This is a genomic window from uncultured Aquimarina sp., assembly GCF_947500065.1.
In the GTDB taxonomy this organism is placed as follows: domain Bacteria; phylum Bacteroidota; class Bacteroidia; order Flavobacteriales; family Flavobacteriaceae; genus Aquimarina.
In genome coordinates this window covers 155,504-173,306 of the sequence record NZ_CANMQT010000007.1, presented here as the reverse complement: position 1 = coordinate 173,306, position 17,803 = coordinate 155,504, and the positions used below count along the sequence as shown (strand labels likewise).

At 34.2% G+C, this 17,803-nt stretch carries 12 protein-coding genes; 11 read left to right on the top strand and 1 reads right to left on the bottom strand.

What is annotated here, in order from left to right; all coding sequences use genetic code 11:
• Nucleotides 1-220: 220 nt before the first annotated feature.
• Entirely contained in the window at nt 221-1,960 is a 1,740-nt protein-coding gene (locus Q0975_RS19775; RefSeq protein ID WP_299439856.1) for a hypothetical protein, read from the top strand.
• 62 nt (nt 1,961-2,022) lie between these two features.
• Here Q0975_RS19775 and Q0975_RS19770 read toward each other — a convergent pair whose 3' ends face one another.
• Entirely contained in the window at nt 2,023-3,090 is a 1,068-nt protein-coding gene (locus Q0975_RS19770; protein WP_299439854.1) for a hypothetical protein, read from the bottom strand.
• A gap of 117 nt (nt 3,091-3,207) precedes the next feature.
• Between Q0975_RS19770 and Q0975_RS19765 the strand changes: the two genes are divergently transcribed.
• The 10 genes from Q0975_RS19765 (at nt 3,208) to Q0975_RS19720 (ending at nt 17,797) form a co-directional block, all read left to right on the top strand.
• Complete coding sequence (locus tag Q0975_RS19765; RefSeq protein WP_299439852.1) at nt 3,208-4,662, top strand: M20/M25/M40 family metallo-hydrolase; 1,455 nt, start codon at nt 3,208-3,210, stop codon at nt 4,660-4,662.
• Between the two features lie 164 nt (nt 4,663-4,826).
• Nucleotides 4,827-5,726 carry an ABC transporter ATP-binding protein gene (locus Q0975_RS19760; protein ID WP_299439850.1) on the top strand — a complete coding sequence of 300 codons (900 nt, stop codon included), beginning with the start codon at nt 4,827-4,829 and terminating at the stop codon, nt 5,724-5,726.
• A gap of 4 nt (nt 5,727-5,730) precedes the next feature.
• Nucleotides 5,731-6,570, top strand: coding sequence for an ABC transporter permease subunit (locus Q0975_RS19755; protein WP_299439848.1), 840 nt, complete (start codon nt 5,731-5,733; stop codon nt 6,568-6,570).
• 26 nt (nt 6,571-6,596) lie between these two features.
• Complete coding sequence (locus tag Q0975_RS19750) at nt 6,597-10,016, top strand: T9SS type B sorting domain-containing protein (RefSeq protein WP_299439846.1); 3,420 nt, start codon at nt 6,597-6,599, stop codon at nt 10,014-10,016.
• 74 nt (nt 10,017-10,090) lie between these two features.
• Entirely contained in the window at nt 10,091-12,571 is a 2,481-nt protein-coding gene (locus Q0975_RS19745; protein ID WP_299439844.1) for a T9SS type B sorting domain-containing protein, read from the top strand.
• 79 nt (nt 12,572-12,650) lie between these two features.
• Entirely contained in the window at nt 12,651-14,657 is a 2,007-nt protein-coding gene (uvrB, locus tag Q0975_RS19740) for an excinuclease ABC subunit UvrB (protein WP_299439842.1), read from the top strand.
• A gap of 181 nt (nt 14,658-14,838) precedes the next feature.
• Entirely contained in the window at nt 14,839-15,855 is a 1,017-nt protein-coding gene (locus Q0975_RS19735; protein ID WP_299439840.1) for an adenosine deaminase, read from the top strand.
• Entirely contained in the window at nt 15,852-16,433 is a 582-nt protein-coding gene (locus Q0975_RS19730) for a pyridoxal 5'-phosphate synthase (RefSeq protein WP_299439838.1), read from the top strand. The genes Q0975_RS19735 and Q0975_RS19730 overlap by 4 nt, the downstream gene beginning before the upstream one ends.
• A 234-nt stretch (nt 16,434-16,667) precedes the next feature.
• Nucleotides 16,668-17,093, top strand: a complete 426-nt coding sequence (locus Q0975_RS19725) for a MarR family transcriptional regulator (protein WP_299439836.1) — start codon at nt 16,668-16,670, stop codon at nt 17,091-17,093.
• A gap of 65 nt (nt 17,094-17,158) precedes the next feature.
• Nucleotides 17,159-17,797 carry an isochorismatase family protein gene (locus tag Q0975_RS19720; RefSeq protein ID WP_299439834.1) on the top strand — a complete coding sequence of 213 codons (639 nt, stop codon included), beginning with the start codon at nt 17,159-17,161 and terminating at the stop codon, nt 17,795-17,797.
• Nucleotides 17,798-17,803: the final 6 nt, after the last annotated feature.

The following is a 17,803-nucleotide window of genomic DNA, read 5'->3' as shown; positions in this document are numbered from 1 at the left end:
ATAAAAATTTGAATCTTGGACTTTCTACATCTAACACCTAACTTTTGACTTCAGATATCTTCCCTCCTTTTACCTTCAAAAAAAACACTTTATTCTCGACCGAAAAAAAGTAACAAAGTCATGGTAACAATTGGTAACCTAAAGACACTTATTAAAAAGCATTATAAATTTTTGAAGCGTTTTTTTGTATGCTCCAAATAAGAACTAACTAAACAAAATCATGAAAAAGACATTATTAATACTAACACTTTCACTTTTCTTTATTCAAGCTAATTCACAGAATGTGGATTTAAACAATACTACTGATTATATCAGAGTCCAAAAAAGTGGTGAATCCAATTACACAAGGGCTTTCGGTTTAAATGGAACCAATCAGCTCTATATTGGAAGTATTGAAAAACCTATTGGTAATATCTATTTTTTTAACAAAGGAACAAACCATCTAATGACCTTAAATCCTGCTGGTAATGTAGGTATAGGAACAACAAATCCAGGAGCTAAATTAGATATATTATCAAATGCAGGACAAACAGAAAGTTTGATGCGATTTAAGATATCTGATGCCCCTTCCGATTATTTACAAATAGCAAACAGTACAGGTTCTGCAAATCAATTTATTCCTTTAATTAAAGGATATCACGCAACAGACAACAGATATTCGCTTTCTATTATGGGTTCCACATCTGATGCTATGGATACAGGAACTAATGCATTGGTAGCTTTTGATGCAAGAAGATCTAATGGTCCGATACAAAACAGGCCATTATTTACCTGGACTAGTTATACTACCAAAATGATGACAATGGCAGCTAATGGTAATTTAGGTATTGGAACTACAAATCCTAACGCAAAATTACATATTGTGGATCAGGGAAATTCTAGTGTTACTAGTCTTCAATTGAATAATAGAATTAAATTTAGAGGAGATGGAGTTATTACTTGGGGATCAAGTGCGGATCATGGTCGATTAAGTTGGGATACAAACAAAGCTATTATTGGCGGACAAACAGGAAAGGATTTAAGCTTACTTGCTGGCGGAGGAGAAAAAATGATTGTAAAAACAAACGGAAATGTAGGTATTGGAACTACAAATCCAACTGCAGAACTAGAAGTTAAATCTATTGCAAACAATAATGCTGAAATTCATATAAATTCATCTACTGATGGGAAACCATCCATCATACGTTTTCAGGATGCAGGTCAAGATAGCTGGGGACTTCTTTCTAATTATCCTACTGTAGGGAAATTCAGTTTATATAATTACAATAATAATTCCATTTCGATGCTCGCAGACACCAATGGAAATATCGGTATTGGAACTACAAATCCGCAAGAAAAACTTGATGTGAAAGGAAAAATATTCTTAAACTCTGGACCTGATGATGATGGAATATATTGGGCCAGACATAACATGACCATGGGAACAATTCCAGGGAGTTATAATCACAATGTCTTTATGCTTAAACCTGGTGGATCATCAAGTGGTTTTCTTCACTCTAAATTCGAAATGTACACAGCTGATTCTGAAACAGAAAAAACAAAAAAAGTACAAATTCACTCCTATGGGACATCTTTTTTTAACGGAGGTAATGTAGGGATCGGTACTGAAGATACCAAAGGTTTCAAACTAGGTGTAAAAGGCAAAATCGCTGCGGAAGAGGTTAAGGTTGCCTTATACAATGCATGGCCTGACTACGTTTTCGAGAATGATTATAACCTACCTACGCTACAAGAAGTAGAAAATCATATCGCAGAAAAAGGACACTTAGAAAACGTTCCTTCTGCAACAGAAGTATCCGAAAATGGTATTCAACTAGGGGAAATGAATGCTAAACTTCTTCAAAAAATAGAGGAGCTTACATTGTATATGATTGAGCAGAATAAAAAGACAGAAAACTTAATCAAGGAAGTAGAAGCTTTAAAACTAAAAAATACTGAGTTGGAGCAAAAAATAAAATAAGAATGTCAGAGGCTTGAAGTCGGATGTCCGAGATAATCTATTATTTTCACTTCCGACTTCCATCACCCTTCCAACAATCTTTTCATATTGACATTTTCATAATTACGTTTTACAAAATCCAAGGCAGTCTTTAGGACTTCTCCCATCGATTTACTTCTCCTGAATTTTAGATCTAAGGTAAAATTATAGAGGTGTTCTCTTAGTTCTTCCAAGTTTTCGGAAGTAGAAATAGTATCAGCACACATGCAATTAACTAAGGTTTCATAACGTGATCTGGAATTTAATATACGTTTTGCCAGAACAGAACGTTCCTCTTTTTTATACTGTTCTATAGAACTAGGCTGTAATTTATTCATCACAATATCTACCATATCAAAATTCTCCTTAAAGAATTGTGGTTGATATACTTTTAACTTCCCTTCAAAACATTGTTGATCAAAATCAATAGCTCTAATCTTATACTCCACATGCTCAAAATCGTGTATAGGAATGATTACATAATTATAGGATCGCATATCTCCTAATAAACGCATCTGGCAGCGTTCATTAAACTTCACAAATTCCTTGGCGATCTGAGATTTTGCCTGATCACTTAGATCAGGTAAAAAATCTTTTATAAATACATCTCCAGGAATTCCTGCAATATGTTCCTCTATCAACGTATTTTTATATACTAAAAAGTTAATACGATTTGGCGAGAACATATGCTCTAACTCTAATCCATAAATACGAGAAGCATCCGCTTTCTTTACATAAATATAGGTGTAGTTATCATTCAGTATATTCCGAATCTTAATCCTAAAAGGCTTAGAATTTCCAAAAGTACAGTAATCAATCGCATCGATATTAAGAAACTCAATCGCATCTTCATTTCCATCAGAATGTAGTATCGTATACACTTTCTTTAGACTGGATTCTATCTCAGGACGCTCGTGTTCTTCATAATACACACGAACCCATAAAGTATCTATATCATTACTATCATACACAACAATAGAACCCGAAAACCTCAACAAATCATCATAAAATACCGGAATCTTGATTTTACGATTACATTCTTTTAAATAACTATCCAGGCTATCATTAATGGGATAGATAGGTTTCTTCTTAGACATTAGCTTTTCTTCCATGATTATAAAATTAACCAAAATATACAATTAGTAAGTTCTTTTTCTCGTTGTAAATGCACGCATGCCCATCAAATATTTATCTTTATAGTCTAATATTAAACTCAACAAACCTTTAAAATGAAAAAGCTCTTCTCACTATTAATAATATACTCATTATCAATTCCACTTACTTTTGCTCAACAAGAAACCTCCTCTTTCTATGCTACGATGGCGCTAATAGATGCTGAGGAATTACAAAAAGAATATCCTAACGAAATAGAAATTATAGCTAAACGAAGAAACGAAGCTGCAGTTTTCATGTCTGAAGAAGTAAGCCATAAACTACATGGTCGCGTTTTAGTTCATGGACCTGGGTTTATCTATAAATCATCAGAAACTGAAGCAAAACAATCATTGCAAAAAGATGATATAAAAGCGGTTTCTAATAAAATGGCCTTTACTATAACAGAGGATACTATGGTAAATCAAGCAATGAATGCTATTGATACTCAAAACATTGAAAACCATATCACCGAACTAGAAAATTACGGAACAAGATACCATACTTCTAATTCCGCTAATCAATCTGCGCAGGATCTAAAAACAAAATGGGAAACTATGGCTTCTACTTACAACAGAACAGATGTTAGTGTTAGATTAGTAAGCCATAATAGTACCCCAATGAAATCAGTAGTTATGACCATTCAAGGTTCTGAATTCCCAGATGAGTTTGTAATTGTTGGTGGTCATTTGGATTCTACTTCTTCTCAGGGAAATAATGACGCTCCAGGAGCTGATGATGACGCATCAGGTATTGCTACGATTACGGAAGCAGCAAGAACATTATTTGAAATTGGTTTTCAACCCAAAAGAACTATTGAAGTGATGGCATATGCCGCAGAAGAAGTTGGACTAAGAGGATCAGCAGAAATTGCAGCAGATTATAAAACTAACAATGTTAATGTAATTGCTGTAGGTCAATTCGACATGACAAATTATAATGGTTCTGCCAATGATGTTTATTTTATTGACGATAATACAGATAGTACTCTTAATGACTTTTTTAAACAATTAATGGATCATTATAACACATCTGGAAATCACCAACTCACCTATAGCACAGCGGTTTGTAACTATGGATGTTCTGATCACGCAAGTTGGAACAGTCAAGGATACCCAGCATCCTTTCCTTTTGAAGCTAATTTTTCTCAGTACAATCCAAATATTCATACCAGAAATGATACTTTTAGCATATCAGGAACTGCTGAGCATGCTACAAAATTTGCTAAATTATGTAGTGAATTCCTAATTGAAATAGCAAAAAATGATGCAACACTTTCTACACCTGAATTTGAAGAAGAAGGATATTATTTCTATGTAAAGAACAAAATATTAACATATAATATATCACAAACAAGTATGGAAGTAGAAAACATTAATATGTATGATATAAATGGAAGAAAAGTTCTACAAAAAAAGAATATAATTTCCTCAGGGAATATTTCACTCAATTCCCTTAGTAGTGGTATCTATGTAATTACGCTATCGCTAAAAGATCAGAGACAACTAAGTAAAAAAATCATTTTAGATTAAAATATCAAAAGAATTTAATGTAAAAAAGATCAACTAAAGAGTTGGTCTTTTTTACGTTTTTCAAGGATCCTAATAACATTATTAAATACTTTTTCCAACTAATGTTTGTAACAAAAACAAACACTGGTCGTCTTGTTTAATATAACCGCCAAAAAAAAACACCATTGGAAACCATTCTAACTTTGAAGAATCTTACCAAAAGATTCGGACCGATAACCGCTGTCAATGACCTTTCCTTTACCATTAAAAAAGGAAATGTGTATGGCATTCTAGGACCTAACGGAAGTGGTAAATCAACCACTCTCGGTATTGTTCTTAATGTTGTAAATAGATCTTCAGGAGATTTTACCTGGTTTGATGGAAATACATCTACTCATGAAGCTCTTAAAAAAGTTGGAGCCATTATAGAACGTCCTAATTTTTATCCCTATATGACTGCCGCTCAAAATCTGAAGCTAGTATGTCAGATTAAAGAAGTTGCAACTGATAAAATTGAAGAAAAGCTAGAACTTGTTGGTCTTTTGGATAGAAAAGACAGTAAATTCAGAACATTCTCTCTTGGTATGAAGCAGCGTTTAGCTATTGCATCGGCATTACTAAACGATCCTGAAATTCTTATTCTAGATGAACCTACAAATGGTTTAGATCCACAAGGAATCCATCAGATAAGAGAAATTATTAAGGTAATCGCTTCTCAGGGAACTACAATTCTTCTTGCTTCCCACTTATTGGATGAAGTAGAAAAAGTATGTAGTCATGTAGTTATCATTCGCAAAGGAGTAAAACTATACTCTGGTCCTGTTGATGAAATGAATGCCAGTTATGGTTTCTTTGAACTAAACAGTAATCAAAACAGTGTACTCAAGAAATGGTTATCTGACCAAAGTACTTTTGGCAATATTAAAGAAGAAGACGATAAGCTCATTGCTTTTTTAAATCGTGAGTTAGATGCAGAAAGTTTGAACAAGCAGTTATATGAAGCTGGTATTACGTTAACGCATCTTGTAAAACGAAAAGAAAGTCTGGAAGAACAGTTCTTACAATTAACCAACAACTTAAACTAAAGCAATGTTACGATTACTCAATATAGAATTTCAAAAATTACGATATAATAAGTCTGCTAAAGTACTTACCATTACCTATTTTATTTTAATACTCCTTATATCACTTATAGCTTCTTATGAGTTCAGTTTTGGAGGGGTTAATTTTAGGTTAGCTGATCAGGGAATCTTTAATTTCCCTTATATATGGCATGTTAACTCTTGGATAGCGGCTTGGTTAAAGCTTTTCTTAGCAATTGTTATTGTTTCTATTATGGCCAACGAATACTCTAACAGAACGCTAAAACAAAATTTAATAGATGGGTTAAGCAAAAAAGAATTTTTAGCTTCTAAGTTTCTTACTGTTATTGTTTTCTCATTTATATCTACAGTATTCTTATTCTTAGTTTCTTTGATTCTGGGACTTGTTTTTTCTGACTATAATGAGGTTTCAATTATATTTTCTGATTTAGAATTTATCCTTGCATATTTTGTAAAACTAGTGGGATTCTTTTCCTTCTGTATGTTTTTAGGTATACTTATTAAACGTTCTGCCTTTGCTCTTGGTTTTCTAATTTTTTGGCAACTTATAGAAGGGGCTTTTAGATTGTTCTCCGGATTAATTAAGTGGAAATTTGATTCTGACATTGTGGATAAAATTATACCCTTTTTGCCATTAGATAGCATGTCTAATCTGATTAATGAACCAGTAACCAGATTAAATGTTATACAATCAGCTGCAAATCAATTGGGAGAAAACTTTCAAAGAGACTATGCCGTACACTGGTATGAGATACTAATTGTGTTAGTTTGGACAGTAATATTTGTGAGACTTTCATATTATCTTCTTAAAAAGAGAGATTTATAATATCTTTGAGTTTTTGAACTCAACTCATGAAATACGTATCGATCGTCCTTTTATTTTTATTAGGCTCTTCATTATATGCACAAGGAGAAGCTAATAACTGGTATTTTGGACAAAATGCAGGGATAAACTTTAGTACGACACCTCCTACTCCACTTACTGATGGAAGAATAAATACATTAGAAGGATGTACTACAATCTCTGATGCAACCGGCGGTCTTCTTTTTTATACAGACGGTTCTACAATTTATACAAGAAATCATGGAGTAATGCAGAATGGAACAGATCTGAGAGGAGATACTTCCAGTACTTCATCTGCATTGATCGTTCCACAGCCCAATACACCTAACATATATATTGTTTTTACTGTAGATGAACCTCATCACTTTAATGCAGATAATAATTCCAGCACATCAGACGGAGATGGAGTGAATGATGGGCTTTTATATTCTATTGTCGATATGTCCTTGGACGGAGGAAATGGAGCAGTAGTTTCCGGACAAAAAAATATACCACTAGTTACCTATGACACATCTGATACTCAAGAAAGCTTATATAGATGTTCTGAAAAAATAACTGCTGTAAAAAGTGATGATTGCGATTCTTTTTGGGTGATTACCCATTTTATTGATACCTATTATGCCTTTAGTGTGGATCAAACTGGTGTAAATGCAACTCCTATAACCTCGCAAGTTGGCGTTACTGTGCCTATTTCGGGATATAGAAGAAACGCTTTAGGATACCTAAAAGCTTCTCCGGAAGGAGATAAATTAGCGGTAGTACATTTTGGGTTAACCAATGTAACAGGCGGAGATGGACCTGGAAAAGTATTATTTTATGATTTTGATAATAATACAGGAATTGTAAGTAATGAAATTGAATTATATGATGGTGACGCTCCTTATGGCATAGAATTTTCACAAAATGGAGAACGTTTATATACAACAGTAGGTATAGGTGATGGTGGCCAAGGAAATGGATTTTTGATGCAATTTGACCTTACATTACCTAACAATCAGATCGCAGCAAGTGGAACAAGAATTGCGAATGAAAATGGACAAGATTCCTCAGGTTTTAGTGCTGGAGCATTACAGCTCGGGCCGGATGGAAGAATTTATAGAGCTTTATATAATTTTAGCTCCGGATTCGGAAATTATCTAGGAGTCATAGAAAACCCGGAAGAAGTAGCAGCTAATATTGTCTATAGTGATACCGGATTATTAGTAAATGTAGATGGAAATCGAGGATCTAGAATAGGGTTACCACCATTTATTCAATCCATTTTTGCGCAGACCATTGACATTATTAACAGTGGAGATCCTAACAATGTAAATCTTATACTTTGTGAAGGAGATAGTTACAGATTAGAATATCAAGATATTACAACAGCTACATATACTTGGTTCGTGAATGATGTGCAGATTGCAAACAATACTTTTTTTCTGGATATAACTACCACTGGAAATTATAGATTAGAAGTTGACTTAAATGATGGTAGTTGTCCTTTGGTTGGAGTAGCTAATGTAACCTTTTTTGAAATACCAATAGTCCAAAACACTCCTGCAGATGAGATCGTTTGTGATGATAATAATGATGGTATAACCGACTTGGACCTATCAGTATATGATAGTACAATTTTAGGAACTCAAGATCCTAATCAGTTCCAGATTCGTTACTTCAGAACGATATTAGACGCCGATGCTGATCTGAATGTACTACCTCAAAATTTCACAACCGAGAATAATCCACAGACAATTGCTGCCAGAATTGAAAATACAGGAAACATTAACTGTTACAGCACAACAAGTTTTCAAATTGAAATTTTTGATAATCCAACGGCTTTTGCCACCAATCCTATAATTTCCTGTGATAATGCCGATGATGGTGATGACACTAATGGTATGATAACATATGATTTAACGATCGCTAACGCTGACATTTATAATGGTCAGAATGTTGCAGACTATGCTATAAGCTATCATACCTCACTTATAGATGCTCAGAATAATGCAAATCCAATTGCCGATCCTACTAATGCAGTGCTTTCTAATACAATGACAGCAGTGTATGCTAGACTTGAAAATATTCTAAACACAACATGTTTTGATACTTTAGAAATTCCTGTAACCATAAATTTATTACCTATTGCTAATAGTACCTCTTTATCACAATGTGATGAATATATGAATACCAATGATGGAATTACACTATTCAACCTAAATGAAGCAATTGATCAAATCACAACAGGTATTACAGATCGAACGGTTTTATTTTTTGAAGATATGACTTCTGCGGATTCAGGAACACCTTCAATAGTTAATACAAATACATATCAAAACACTACAGCCAACCAACAATTGTATGCGAGAGTAACAGATGACTTAACAGGATGCTTCAGAATTTCTACTTTAGATTTATTAGTAAGTACTACATCTGCAAGTGATGCAATTTTAAATATCTGTGATGATGACGGTATAGAAGATGGGTTTAGAGAATTTGATCTGACACAGGCAAATGCTCAAATTCTTTTTGGGATAGCGAGTCCTAATCTTGCTGTTTCCTATTATGAAACCAATGAAAATGCTCTTAGTGAAACTGATCCTATTACACTTTATACTAATAGTACTGCTGGAACTCAAGGGCAAGATATTGTATATGCCAGAGTGGAAGATAATTTAAACCAATGTTACGGTATAAATCAAGTGCAATTATTTGTGAATCCCTTACCAGATTTAGAAGAAATTGGTGAAGCATTTTTATGCGAAGGAACAAATGTTGTTATTAACTCAGGACTAGAATCTGGTAATTCTAGTGATTTTAATTATCAATGGTTACCTAATGGGGAAACAACGGAGAGTATAAGTGTCACTCAAGAAGGAACATATACAGTGACAGTGACAAATCAATTAACAGGATGTTTTAAAGATCGTACAGTCACCGTTATCATATCTTCTCCGCCCACCATACTAGAACCTATTATAATCAACGATGCTTCTGATAATAATACAGTGACCATTAATATAACAGGGTCTGGTAATTATGAATACGCTATAGCCTTTAACGGAAGTAATATTAGAACCTATCAAGATAGTGCTACATTTACTAATGTTCCTCCAGGATTTCATACAGTGTATGTAAGAGATAAAAATGGATGTGGCCCTGAAGATACTCAAGATATTTCTGTGGTGGGTTTTCCTAAATATTTCACACCTAATGGAGATGGTTTTCATGAAACCTGGAATGTAGAGGGAATATCCTCTCAGGTACTTGGTAATTCTACCATTTATATTTATGACCGAAGTGGGAAACTCTTAAAGCAATTGATTCCATCTGGAAATGGTTGGGACGGAACTTACGGAGGAAGATTAATGCCATCAAGCGAATATTGGTTTCAAGTAAAACTTGGTGATGGAAGAATCCGTAAAGGAAGCTTTTCTTTAATTAGATAGTACTTCCTTATCCTAATATACCTTAAGAACAATATTTTATTATTAGTATATTCGCAGCATAACAAAAATTGTAAATGAGGAAAAAATTACTAATTACTTTAGTACTTCTTATATCATTTTTTCGCGGCTATTCTCAAAACGAACCTACAGATTGTGCAAATGCCATTATCATATGTGGGAACACTAATTTAGAATTAAACTCTAATGGTGTAGGTATTGACGATTTTGCATTAGCAGGTAATAATGCTCCTGATTGTGCTTTTGCGGAAAGTCAGAGTCTATGGATAAGAGTAAATATTGTACAATCCGGAACATTAGCCTTTACTATAACACCTGAGTCCACAAGTGCCGAAGAAGATTATGATTTTGCAGTATATGGCCCAAATGTTACTTGTAGTACACTTGGTAGCTCCATTCGATGTTCTTCTACTAATCCCAGAGCAGCTGGAGTACCTACTCTAACTGGACTTAATGATACAGAAACAGATTTAAGCGAAGGTCCTGGAGCCACTGGTAATGGGTTTGTGCGATTTATAGATGCACTTGCTGGAGAAGAATACTATATCCTCATTGATAACTTTTCTCAAAATGGTGGTTTTGATTTAGAATTTACGGGAACTGCAATACTCCCTGATAGTCCTGAAAATGATACGGGAACAGGGATTAATTTAGATCTTACAGCATGTGATATAATTGGAGATTCAAGTGACGGTATGACAAATTTTGATCTAGAAAGTAATACTGCTGCCATTCTGGGAACTCAAACAAATACTGTTATAACCTATCATATCACGGAAGAGGATGCCAGTTTAGGTAACGGAGCATTAGCTAGTCCATACCTAAGTACTCAGAATAATCAAACTATTTATGTAAGAATTGAAAACACAACTACCGAATGTTTTATTGTAGATACATTTACTTTAATTACAAATCCCGGTCCTCCGATTAGCACTCCTAATCCATTCATCTTATGTGATAACGATAGTGATGGAAATGACGCTAATGGATTTGTTTCCTTTTTACTAAGTGACAAGGATACAGAAATTCTTAATGGTTTAGATCCCATAGATTATACACTTACATATCATACATCTCAGATAGATGCTAATACTGGCGCTGCTATTATTGATAAAACAACACCTTATACAAACATTTCAAACCCTCAGACAATTTTTGTACGTGTTCAAGAAAATACTGGTTTATTATGTTTAAACACAGTTAGCTTTGAGTTACAAGTAGACCAATTACCAGTCGCTACTCCATCTTCTTTAACGCAATGCGATGAGTATATGGATCCAACAGATGGTATAACTCTATTCAACCTGAATGAAGCAATAAATCAAATCACTGGAGGAAACTCTGATAGAACTGTCCTGTTTTTTGAAAATATGACTTCTGCTGATGCAGGGACACCATCAATTACAAACTCGGATACGTACCAAAACATAACTAGCAATCAGCAATTATTTGTTCGTGTAACAAATGATATTAATAATTGTTTTAGGATTTCCACACTAGATCTTCTGGTAAGTGTAACCTCCGCTAGTAATGCCTCCTTATCTGCATGTGATGATGATGGTACTGAAGATGGTTTTAGAGAGTTTGACCTAACACAAGCAAATGCACAAGTCCTCTTTGGTATTTCTAGTCCGAATTTAGTAGTAACCTATTACGGAACTATTAATGATGCATTAAGTGAAACAAATGCTATAACCTTATACACCAACATAACTTCTGGAACCCAAGGTACCGATGTAGTGTATGCTCGTGTAGAAGATAACCTAAATCAATGTTTCGGAATAAATCAAGTAGCATTATTTGTGAATCCATTACCTGATATTGAAGAACAAGAAGATTTTATTTTATGTCAAAACCAAAATGTAATTATAAATGCCGGTTTACAACCTGGAATCAACCCAAATGGCTTTAATTATTTATGGTCTACTGGTGACACCTCAGAAACTATCAATGTAACCCAGGAAGGTACTTATGATGTAATCGTAACAAATCAAACAACAGGATGTTCTAAAAATAGAACAGTAAATGTATCTCTTTCAGGTTCTGCAACAATTATTGATCCTATTGAAATTAATGATGCAGTAGATAATAATACTATTACCATCAATGTTACTGGTTTAGGAGATTATGAGTATGCAATAGCGTATAATGGAAGTAATATTAGAACATATCAAGATAGTGCTACGTTTACTAATGTTCCTCCAGGATTTCATACCGTGTATGTAAGAGATAAAAATGGATGTACACCAGAAACTACTCAAAACATATCTGTTGTTGGTTTTCCAAAATATTTCACACCTAATGGAGATGGTTTTCATGAGACCTGGAATGTAGGAGGAGTATCATCACAAGTACTTGGTAATTCCGTTATTTACATTTTTGATCGTAGTGGTAAACTGCTTAAGCAATTGATTCCATCAGGAAGTGGTTGGGATGGAACTTATAGTGGGACTTTAATGCCGTCCAGTGAATATTGGTACCGCGTAGAATTAAGTGATGGTAGAGTTCGAAAAGGAAGCTTTTCTTTAATTCGATAAACTTTCCCTAAAACTTCTATCCTGTTTTAAAAATCATAACAGTATTCTGTATCTTTAGTCAGAAAACATAGCCTATATAATGAAGTTCGAACTCAAGTCAGATTTTAAACCCACAGGTGATCAACCTGAAGCGATAAAGCAGCTTGTTAATGCGATGGAAGCAGGAGAAAGATACCAAACGCTTTTAGGAGTAACTGGATCTGGTAAAACTTTTACTGTTGCGAATGTTATTTCACAAGTCCAACGCCCCACATTAGTACTAGCACATAATAAAACCCTGGCTGCTCAGTTGTATTCTGAGTTTAAGCAATTCTTTCCGGAGAATGCAATAGAATATTTTGTTTCGTATTATGATTATTATCAGCCAGAAGCATATATACCAACGACAGGAACATATATCGAAAAAGATTTATCGATTAATGATGAAATAGAAAAATTACGATTAAGTGCTACTTCTTCCCTACTTTCAGGACGAAGAGATGTATTGGTGGTAGCATCGGTTTCCTGTCTATATGGAATCGGGAACCCCGTTGAATTCCAAAAAAATGTCATCTCCATTGAACAAGGACAAATTGTTTCCAGAACAGCACTGCTTCATAAGTTAGTGCAAAGTTTATATTCTAGAACTGAGGCTGAATTTAATCATGGTAATTTTAGGATTAAGGGAGATACCGTAGATATATATCCTAGTTATGCAGATGATGCTTTTAGAGTACATTTTTTTGGTGATGAAATTGAAGAGATTGAAGCTTTTGACGTGCAAACCAATGAAATTATTGAAAAATATGATCGGTTGAATATCTATCCAGCCAATATGTTTGTTACATCACCAGATGTTCTACATGGAGCGATTGATCAGATTGCGTTAGATCTAGGTAAGCAAGTGGAGTACTTTAAAGAAATAGGAAAACATCTCGAAGCTAAACGTCTGGAAGAGCGTACCAATTTTGACTTAGAAATGATCAAAGAATTAGGGTATTGCTCTGGAATTGAAAATTACTCTCGTTATCTTGACGGCAGAGATCCTGGTACTAGACCTTTTTGTTTATTAGACTACTTTCCTGATGACTATCTTATGCTCATAGATGAAAGTCATGTAACTATTCCGCAAACGCATGCGATGTATGGAGGTGATCGATCCAGAAAAGAAAACCTTGTAGAATATGGGTTCAGACTCCCTGCTGCAATGGATAATAGACCTTTAAAATTTGAAGAATTTGAAGCTCTTCAAAATCAGATAATTTATATCAGTGCAACACCTGCTGATTATGAATTACAAAAAAGTGAAGGAACCTATGTAGAACAGATTATCAGACCAACCGGATTACTTGATCCTGTAATAGAAGTACGACCAAGCCTTAATCAGATTGATGATTTGATTGAAGAAATGCATAAACGAATCGAAAAAGATGAGCGTGTCTTAGTTACAACTCTAACTAAGAGAATGGCCGAAGAGTTAACCAAATACCTTACTAGAATTGATATTCGATGTCGTTACATACATAGTGATGTAGATACTTTGGAACGAGTAGAGATTATGCAGGATTTACGAAAAGGTATTTTTGACGTACTAATTGGTGTAAATCTACTTCGAGAAGGGTTAGACTTACCAGAAGTATCCTTAGTTGCCATTTTGGATGCTGACAAAGAAGGGTTCTTACGTAATAACAGATCTCTGACGCAAACAATAGGTAGAGCTGCAAGAAACGTGAACGGATTAGCAATTATGTATGCAGACAAAATCACTAAAAGTATGCAGTTAACAATTGATCAAACCAACTATAGACGCGAAAAGCAAATCGCTTATAACACAAAACACGGGATCACTCCTACTGCTATTAAAAAATCCCTGGATAATGCATTAGCAGGTAAAAAAGTAGAACCTTATCAATTCGAAACAGCTCCATCATTACAGGCAGCTGAAGAAGAAACTGCATATTTCACAAAAGATCAATTAGAAGCTCGTATCCGTAATGTTCGAAAGGAAATGGAAAAAGCTGCAAAGGATCTAGACTTTATGATGGCTGCTAGATTACGGGATGAGATTAAAATGCTGCAGACTAAAGTTCAGGATTTAAAAGTATAATTTTGTGAAAACAAATACTAAGAACATAAAATATTAAGGTTATCGTACCGAAATTGAATCAAAATAAACAATGGGTATAAAAAACAAACGTCAGTTCGAGTGATCCGCCTGATGCGGATTATATCGAGAACAAATAGTTTTTAAGCCAAAAGATGATATTAACACACGAATCTAAATCAATATGATTTCAATAGAAAAATTTATAGAGGGTATTCCTAAAACAGAACTTCATTTACATATAGAAGGAACTTTTGAACCTGAATTGATGTTCGAGATTGCAAAACGAAACCAAAAGAAGATTCCATACAACTCGGTTTCTGAACTAAAGAATGCGTATAAGTTTAATAACCTTCAAGAGTTTTTGGATATCTATTATGCAGGTGCCAATGTACTAATTACTGAACAAGATTTTTATGATCTTACCTGGGCATATCTGAACAAAGTTCATGAACAAAATGTAGTACACGTAGAGATATTTTTTGACCCACAAACGCATACAGATCGCGGTATTTCTTTCGATACAGTTATCAAAGGAATTAGAGCTGCGCTAGAAGATGGAAAGGAAAAACTAGGTATTACTTATAAACTAATCATGTCTTTTCTAAGACATCTGGATGAAGCTTCTGCTTTTAAAACATTAGAACAGGCATTACCTTATAGAGATTGGATAAGCGCAGTAGGATTAGATTCTTCAGAGGTTGGTAATCCTCCATCTAAATTTGAAAGAGTATTCGCTAAATCAATTGAAGAAGGTTTTCTAACCGTTGCGCATGCTGGTGAAGAAGGTCCTGCCGAGTATATCTGGGAAGCATTGGATTTATTAAAAATCACACGTATTGATCATGGCAATCGCTGCTTGGACGATGAAAAATTAGTGAATAGACTGGTTGACATGCAAATACCACTTACATTATGTCCTTTATCCAATCTAGAATTAAAAGTAGTACAAGACTTAAAAGATCATCCTATAACTAAGATGATGGATAAAAACCTATTAGTAACAGTTAATTCTGATGATCCGGCTTATTTTGGCGGGTATATGAATGAAAACTATATAGGAATAGCTAATGCCTTAAACCTTTCTAAAGAACAAATCGTAACCTTAGTAAAAAATAGTTTTAAAGCAAGTTGGTTATCTGATCAGGAAAAAGAACAAAAAACACAAGAAATTGACCAATACTTTCAGCAAAACTCATGAGTCAAGATCCTTTTCGATTATTTAACGAGTGGTATGTGGAAGAGCTTAAAAGGAGTTCAGCTAGCATACCTTCTGCTTGCTGTATTTCTTCTAATGGATTAGATGGATATCCAAATGCTCGATTTGTATCTCTAAAAGAAGTTAAGAATGATACTTTTATTATTACAGGACCACTGCGATCCAGAAAAGGGTTAGAAGTAACACAATCATCGAAAGTAGCATTGACCTTTTGGTGGGAAACTACCCAAAAACAAATACGAATTCAGGGAAATGCTACTAAAATTTCTGACACAGAAGCAACTCAGTATTTTAATGAAAGAGCTAAGGATTCTAACATCATATCCATGATCAGCGAACAAGGAACGGCTATTGAAAATATTGAAGTTTTAAAAAAGAAGTTTACCGAAATCGAAATAGCATATAAAAACAAAGATGTCATGAAACCCAAAAACTGGGGTGGATTTGCTATTGCACCTATTAGAATAGAATGCATGGAATTCGAAAAAACTAGGTTTCATAAAAGAACGCTTTTTCAGTTAGAAGGAAAAAACTGGACAACAACTGTATTGCAACCATGATTTAAAAAGCATAGTCAGGTTATGATGTGTAATAACATTATGAAACGTAGCCCGATAATTATACGCTTACAAATGACAACAATCAACTATATAAAAGAAATAAGCGTAATTGCTGTTATGCAGTTGTTATAGTCAATTCCTATATTACTGATAGCTTTTCAGTAACACTTTTAAAAACATTTTGAACATTCAAAAATAAATCATACATTTGCATAGGAAAATGTTACCTATACAATGAAAAAAACTAAGGACTTATATCAAAATGTTGCTGTAGAACTACTAACTACCCATAGTTGGTATATGCATCAATTGAAAACAGTTTTAAAACCTTATGACATTTCTCCAGCTCAATACAACATTTTAAGAATCCTGAAAGGTGCAAAAGACACACCTGTATCTGCTTCATTTCTTAAAGATCAAGTCATAGATAAAGGTAGTAATATTACTCGTTTGATTGATAAAATGGAAATCAAGAAATGGGTCACACGTTGTCTTTGTTTAACTAATAGAAGGCAGATGGATATTGACATTACTGAAGAAGGTATAAAGATCTTATCAGACGCAACAAAAGAAATAAACGAGCTTATTAAAGTCCTCTACTCTATTACTGAAGAAGAAGCAGAGATTGTATCAAAAATTTTAATCAAAATTAGGAGTTAAAAAAATTTTCTTTAATATTTTCCTATACAAATATTACCTATACAATAATAAATAAAACTAATATTATGAAAACAGACAACAGATTTACAGAGTTTTTAACAAAAGAGAATGCAGTACTAACATTAATAGACCATCAAACAGGTTTACTAGCAAGTGTTAGGGACATCGACCCTATCCTATTGCAAAACAATTTAAAAGCATTAGCAACAATGGCTAAGGTCGCAGGGATTCCAGTAATCATAACCACAAGTATGGCTGATGGACCAAATGGCCCTTTCTGGCAAGAAATATTAGATATCGTTCCAGATGCAACTATTGTTGACAGACCAGGAGAAATAAATGCTTGGGATAATCCAGACTTCAAAGCAGCAATAGACAAGACTGGAAGAAAGAAGGTTATTATGGCTGGTATCGTAACAGATGTCTGCTTATTGTTCCCCGCTATTTCAGCTGTTCGCGATGGCTATGACCCTTATGCAGTTATTGATGCTTCTGGAACGTGGAACAAAATGGTACAAGATGCCACAATGCATCGCTTATCTCAAGCTGGCGCAAAAGTAGCTACATGGGCATCGGTAAATGCAGAATTAATGCACGATTGGAGAGATGAGAAATCTATGGAATTAGGTGGTGTTTTAGGGCAGTTCACTTCTTACGGATGGGTTTACGAAAGCTATTTATCATCAGTTAAACAGAAAAAATAAAGTTCT